The sequence below is a fragment of the Burkholderia sp. 3C genome (genome assembly GCF_054589155.1).
Map to the genome: position 1 here is coordinate 135,170 of NZ_BAAILN010000134.1, position 6,547 is coordinate 141,716.

The following is a 6,547-nucleotide window of genomic DNA, read 5'->3' on the forward strand; positions in this document are numbered from 1 at the left end:
GCGGGGTTTTTTATTTGGCACGCCGCTTTTCCTCGCGACGATCGTCTTTTTGCCTTGGCCGTGACACATTGCCACAGCGTTCGCGGTATGCTCTGCCCTTCCCGCCGGCCATGCCGGCACGGGAATACCGGATGAAGGCGCAGAAACGGAGAAGCAAGATGAATTTCGATGTGGCGATCGTCGGCAGCGGTCTTGCCGGTTTGTCGGTCGCGCTGAACCTCGCGCAAACACGCAAGGTCGCGCTGATCGCGAAGCGATCGATGATGGAGGGCGCGAGCGACTACGCGCAGGGCGGCATCGCGGCGGTGCTCGATTCGGCCGACAGCGTCGAAAACCACGTCAGCGACACGCTCGTGGCCGGTGGCGGCTTGTGCGACGAAACCACCACGCGCTTCATCGTCGAACACGGCCGCGAGGCGATCGAGTGGCTGATCTCGCAAGGCGTGCCGTTCACGCGCGACGCCGCCGCCGAACTCGGCTTCCACCTGACGCGCGAAGGCGGCCACAGCCATCGCCGCATCATTCATGCCGCCGACGCCACCGGACATGCCGTGCTGGCCACCCTGAGCGCGCGGGCGCGCCAGCATCCGAACATCACGTTTTTCGAGAACCACCACGCGGTCGACCTGATCACGTCGGAGCGCATCGGCCTGCCCGGCGGGCGCTGCGTCGGCCTCTATGCGCTCGACGTGCGCACCGGGCTGACCGTCACGATCGAGGCGCCGCACACGGTGCTCGCCACCGGCGGCGCGGGCAAGGTCTATCTGTACACGACCAACCCCGACACGGCGACCGGCGACGGCATCGCGATGGCCTCGCGCGCAGGTTGCCGCGTCGCGAACATGGAATTCATCCAGTTCCATCCGACCTGCCTCTACCACCCGTACGCGAAGTCGTTCCTGATCTCGGAAGCGGTACGCGGCGAAGGCGGCCTGCTGAAGCTGCCCGACGGCACGCGCTTCATGCCGGCGCACGATGCGCGCGCCGAACTGGCGCCGCGCGACATCGTCGCGCGCGCGATCGATTTCGAGATCAAGAAGCGCGGTATCGATTGCGTCTATCTCGACATCAGCCACCAGCCCGAAGCGTTCCTGCGCGAGCACTTCCCGACCATCCACGCACGCTGCCTCGAATTCGGCATCGACATCGCCAAGCAACCGATTCCGGTGGTGCCGGCCGCGCACTACACGTGCGGCGGCGTGGTCACCGACTTGGCCGGGCGCACCGACGTGGCCGGCCTCTACGCGGTGGGCGAGACGTCATACACGGGCCTGCACGGCGCGAACCGGCTGGCCAGCAACTCGCTGCTCGAATGCCTGGTGATCGGCCGTGCCACCGCCGAAGCGATCGAAACGGCCGGCTACGCGCGCCTGCCGCACGGTGCGCTGCCCGCCTGGGACGAAAGCCGCGTGTCCGATCCCGACGAAGAAGTGGTGGTCGCCCATAACTGGGACGAGCTGCGCCGCCTGATGTGGAATTACGTGGGCATCGTCCGCACCGACAAGCGGCTCGCCCGCGCGATGCACCGCATCGAACTGCTGCGCGACGAAATCCAGGAGTACTACGCGAATTTCCGCGTCAGCCCCGACCTGCTCGAACTGCGCAATCTGGTGGATGTCGCGTCGCTGATCGTGGAAAGCGCGCGCTCGCGGCGCGAAAGCCGCGGCCTGCATTTCAGCCGCGACTGGCCCGATACGCTGCCGAAGGCATTGCCGTCGGTGCTGCTGCCGCGTCGCTGAACGCGCGGCCGCTGCCGATTTCCGGCAGCCCGAAACGACAAAGCCGCTCGCGGAGGTCATCCGCGAGCGGCTTCGTTTTTGGCTTAGGCGGCCAGCCGTTTCTCAGTCGACGATCCGCATCGAATAATCGGTCGAGCGCACATCCTTGGTCAGCGCGCCGATCGAGATGCGATCCACGCCCGTCGCGGCGATGTCGCAGACCGTATCCGCATTGACCCCGCCCGACACCTCGAGCACGGCACGGCCACCGGCCACGCGCACCGCGTCGCGCATCATGTCGAACGTGAAGTTGTCGAGCAGCACCGATTTCGCGCCGTGCGCGAGCGCCGTATCGAGCTGCGCCAGCGTTTCGACCTCGACCTGCACCGGCACGCCGGCATCCAGGGCGAACGCGGCATCGAGCGCCGCACCCACGCCGCCGGCCGCCGCGATGTGGTTTTCCTTGATCAGGATGCCGTCGTAAAGCGCGAGCCGTTGATTCGCGCCGCCGCCAACGCGCACCGCGTATTTCTGCGCGAGCCGCAGCCCCGGCAGCGTCTTGCGCGTATCGAGGATACGTGCACGCTGACCATCGATCAGGTCGACGTAGCGCCGCGTCGCGCTGGCCACACCCGACAGCAATTGCAGGAAGTTCAGGCCATTGCGCTCGGCCGTCAGCAGCGAACGCGCGGGACCGCGCAGCTCGCAAACGGTCGAATCGGCCGTCATCAGCTCGCCTTCGCGATAACGCCAGTCCACCTCGATGGCCGGATCGATCGCGCGCATCACGGCCTGAAACCAGGGCACGCCGCACAGCACCGCGTTCTCGCGAACGATGATCCGCGCGAGCCGCGCCGGGCCGTCGGGCACCAGGCGACCCGTCTGGTCGCCGCTGCCGACATCCTCGGCAATCGCATCGGCGATATTGCGCGCGATCGCGGCCTCGAAGGCCGCGCCGTATTGATGGACGATTTCGTCGTAGATCGGGGACACCGCTGCCGTCATGCCGCCCCCACGTTCGAGAACAGTTGCGCATCGCGCTGCAGATCACCGCTCGCCTGCACGCGCCGCTTGTGCTGCGCGGCGAAGTCGAGCATCCGATCGATCGGCAGGCGGGCACGCTCGCCGAGCGTCGCATCCACAAAGATTTCGTTGTGACCGCGCTCCAGCACGTCGGCCAGATTCGCGAGGCCGTTCATCGCCATCCACGGGCACTGCGCACAGCTCTTGCAGGTGGCGCTGTTGCCGGCCGTGGGCGCGGCGATCAGCGTCTTGCCCGGCGCGGCAAGCTGCATCTTGTGCAGGATGCCAAGGTCGGTGGCGACGATGAAGGTTTGCGCGTCGAGCTTCACGGCCGCGTCGATCAACTGCGTGGTCGAGCCCACCACATCGGCCAGCGCCACCACGTTCTCGGGCGATTCCGGGTGCACGAGCACCTTCGCGCCGGGGTGTTCGGCGCGCAGCAGGTCGAGCTCGATGCCCTTGAATTCGTCGTGCACCAAACAGGAGCCTTGCCACATCAGCATGTCGGCGCCGGTTTTCTTCTGGATATAGCTGCCGAGGTGCCGGTCCGGCGCCCAGATCAGCTTTTCGCCGCGTGCATGCAGATCGGCGACGATCTCCAGGCCGATCGACGAGGTGACCATCCAGTCGGCGCGTGCCTTCACGGCGGCGCTGGTGTTGGCGTACACCACCACCGTGCGATCCGGATGCGCGTCGCAAAACGCCGAGAATTCGTCGACCGGGCAGCCGAGGTCGAGCGAGCAGGTGGCGTCGAGATCGGGCATCAGAATCCGCTTGCCGGGACTCAGGATCTTCGCCGTTTCGCCCATGAAGCGCACGCCGGCGACGATCAAGGTTTGCGCTTCGTGATCACGCCCGAAACGCGCCATTTCCAGCGAATCGGCTACGCAACCGCCGGTTTCGTCGGCCAGTTCCTGCAACTCGGCGTCCACGTAATAGTGGGCGACAAGCACCGCCTTTTCGCGCTTGAGCAGCGCCTTGATCCGCGCCTTCAGCGCATCGCGCTCCGCCGCGGACGGGCTGTCGGGCACCTTCGCCCAGGCTTGCCCGATTCCACACACGGCGCCGGGCCGGTCGTACTCGACGGGTTTGATCGCGGCTTGCATCTCGTATCTCCTCTACTTCCTCTGCACGGCAGAATCGCTGTCGATTGGCCACCGCCAAATCGGCGGCACAAAAGAAAAAACCCCGCCAACGCGGGGTTTGTGACGTTCCGAAATTCTAATCGATTTCAGATCATGCGTAGCGGCGCAGACGCGTCGCGAACTCCTGCAGCGCCTTGATGCCGCTTTGTTCGGCACGATGGCACCAGTCCTGCAATTGGGCCAGCAGCTGTTCGCGCGAAGCATTCGAACGATCCCACATCGAGGCCAGATCCTGGCGCAACTGGAAGTAGGTTTCCATCTTCTGGCTGTTCGCGAAGATTTCCGGCAATTGGCGCTTCTGCGGTTCGTTCAGGCCGTCTTCACCCTTGTGGAACCAGTTGCGCGCGCCACGCAGCGACTGATACTTCTCGCTCGAACCGAGGCCCTTCAGATGCGCCAGTTCCTGGCGGTAAGCGCGCTTGAATGCCTTGCCGTAACGCGCCATCACTTCATAGCGGTTCGACAGCACGGCCTGCAGCGTTTCCTGGTCGAGCACGGCCTTGCGTGCGACGAGGCGCGGCGTGGGCGCGACCTTCTTGACCTTCGCGAGCTTGAATGCCGACAGGATACGGATGTACATCCAGCCGATGTCGAACTCGTACCACTTGTTCGAGAACTTCGCGGAAGTGGCGAACGTGTGGTGGTTGTTGTGCATTTCCTCGCCGCCGATCACGATGCCCCAGGGAATCAGGTTCGTGCTGGCATCGGCCGAGTTGAAATTGCGGTAACCCCAGAAGTGCGCGAGACCATTGACGACGCCGGCAGCCCAGAACGGGATCCAGATCATCTGCACGGCCCACACCGACAGGCCGACGATGCCGAACAACGCCACGTCGATCACCATCATCAGGCTCACGCCGAGGATCGTGTACTTCGAGTAGATGTTGCGTTCGATCCAGTCGTTCGGCGTGCCGTGGCTGAACTTGCGCAGCGTTTCTTCGTTCTTCGCTTCGGCGCGATACAGCTCGGCGCCTTCGAGCAGCACCTTCCAGATGCCACGCGTTTGCGGGCTGTGCGGATCCTCTTCGGTTTCGCACTTGGCGTGGTGCTTGCGGTGGATCGCCGCCCATTGGCCCGTCAGCATGCCCGTGGACATCCACAGCCACAGACGGAAGAAGTGGCTGACGATCGGGTGCAGATCGAGCGCGCGGTGCGCCTGACAGCGATGCAGATAGATGGTCACGGCCACGATCGTGACGTGCGTGGCAACGAGCGTGAACAGAATGATCTGCCACCAGGAGAGGTGCAGCAGCCCGTGGGCCAGGAAGTCGAGCACAGAATTCAACAAGGCATTTACCTGTAATTCGGAGATGGCGCCGGTATGCGCGCGCCAACGTCATAGAAATGAAAGCATACCGGGTATGGACGAAATTTTACTGTATCCGTTCCCGGCAACTGTCAAAAATGAATGATTGTTGCTACGGCGCAAGGGGATTGCAGTCCACCTGTGGACCATCGATCCAAAATGGTCCAATGGCACGCCCGAAACCCTTGAAAAGGGTCGAATTCATTCTTCGACATGCAACGAACGCCCGTCGATCACCCGCACTTCGCGCTGCGGCAACGGCACGGCAACCCCATGCTCCGCGAACAACCGCCACAGCCTGCGGTTGACGGCCGAGCGCACCCCCGACGTGCCGCGCGCGGCATCGGCAATCCAGAAGCCCAGTTCGAGTTCGATGCCGTCCACGCCGAAGCCCACCAGATAAGGCGCCGGCGCCGGCTCGTCGAGCACGCGCTCGACGCCGTTCGCGGCCTCGGCCAGCAAGGCCAGCGCCGCTTCGACGTCGCTCGTGTAGGCGATGCGGATCGCCACCTTGGCGTAGCCGCGGGTCTGGAACGACGACTGGTTCTGCACCACGTCGGTAATCAGCTTCTCGTTCGGGATCAGCTTTTCGTAGCCGTCGAGGCCACGCACCACCGTGTAGCGGGTGCGGATCTGCGTGACGATGCCCTGCAGGCCGCCCACGTCGATCGCGTCGCCCAGCCGCAGCGAGCGGTCGAGCAGGATGATGAAGCCCGACACGTAGTTGCTGGCGATCTTCTGCAGGCCGAAGCCGAGCCCCACGCCGAGCGCGCCGCCGAACACACCGAGCACGGTCACGTCGATGCCGACCAGCGACAGGCCGATCAGCACGGCCGCCACCACCAGCAGCGCGCGGCCGACCCGCGACAGCACCACCTTGAGGTTCGCATCGAGCGTGACGGCCCGCGCCAGGCGGTCCTCCAGCAGCGAACCGAGCCACATCGCCACCACCAGCGTCACGCAAATCCACAGGCAACCGGACAACAGCGAGAGCAGGCTCAGGTGCGCACTGCCGACATGGAACGTCAGGCTGTCGAGCCAGTCGACCACGTCGCGCTGGATGCCGAGCACGGTCAGCCCCATCGCGACCCAGACCACCGCCGACACCAGCTTTTCGACGATCGACAGCCACGCGTGGGTATCGCCGTCGCGCGCAAACGCGCGGCGCGCGATCGAGAACAGCAGATAGAGCAGCGCGATGCCGAACAACGGCACCAGCGCGAGTTGCAGGATGGGCGTGGCGAAGAAGCGGTCGCCAACCGCCTGCGCCACCGTCAGCAGCGTGCCGCCGGCGAGCGGGAACAGCGCGCGGTTCAGGCTTTCCGAACCGGTGCCGGACGCGCGGCCGGCGGCGC

5 protein-coding genes are annotated in these 6,547 nt (G+C 65.1%); 1 reads left to right on the forward strand and 4 read right to left on the reverse strand.

Features of this window, described 5'->3' with window-relative positions; all coding sequences use genetic code 11:
* Positions 1-158: 158 nt before the first annotated feature.
* Positions 159-1,739, forward strand: a complete 1,581-nt coding sequence (gene nadB, locus ACYP33_RS27620) for an L-aspartate oxidase (RefSeq protein WP_414442873.1) — start codon at positions 159-161, stop codon at positions 1,737-1,739.
* 102 nt (positions 1,740-1,841) lie between these two features.
* Here the strand turns inward: nadB and nadC are convergent, their stop codons facing one another.
* From nadC to ACYP33_RS27640, 4 genes are all read right to left on the reverse strand, one after another.
* Entirely contained in the window at positions 1,842-2,723 is an 882-nt protein-coding gene (gene nadC / locus ACYP33_RS27625) for a carboxylating nicotinate-nucleotide diphosphorylase (protein ID WP_459624631.1), read from the reverse strand.
* Complete coding sequence (gene nadA, locus ACYP33_RS27630; RefSeq protein ID WP_459624632.1) at positions 2,720-3,847, reverse strand: quinolinate synthase NadA; 1,128 nt, start codon at positions 3,845-3,847, stop codon at positions 2,720-2,722. The genes nadC and nadA overlap by 4 nt, the downstream gene beginning before the upstream one ends.
* 130 nt (positions 3,848-3,977) lie before the next feature.
* Positions 3,978-5,174, reverse strand: coding sequence for a DesA family fatty acid desaturase (locus ACYP33_RS27635; RefSeq protein WP_414451166.1), 1,197 nt, complete (start codon positions 5,172-5,174; stop codon positions 3,978-3,980).
* Positions 5,175-5,393: 219 nt separating this feature from the next.
* The coding region (locus tag ACYP33_RS27640; RefSeq protein WP_459624633.1) for a mechanosensitive ion channel family protein at positions 5,394-6,547 on the reverse strand (1,154 nt) is incomplete at its 5' end.

Excerpts from the sequence above, each read along its gene's own strand:
- nadA (WP_459624632.1), bottom strand. The coding sequence starts at position 3,847 with ATGCAAGCCGCGATCAAACCCGTCGAGTACGACCGGCCCGGCGCCGTG.
- nadB (WP_414442873.1), top strand. The coding sequence starts at position 159 with ATGAATTTCGATGTGGCGATCGTCGGCAGCGGTCTTGCCGGTTTGTCG.
- nadC (WP_459624631.1), bottom strand. The coding sequence starts at position 2,723 with ATGACGGCAGCGGTGTCCCCGATCTACGACGAAATCGTCCATCAATAC.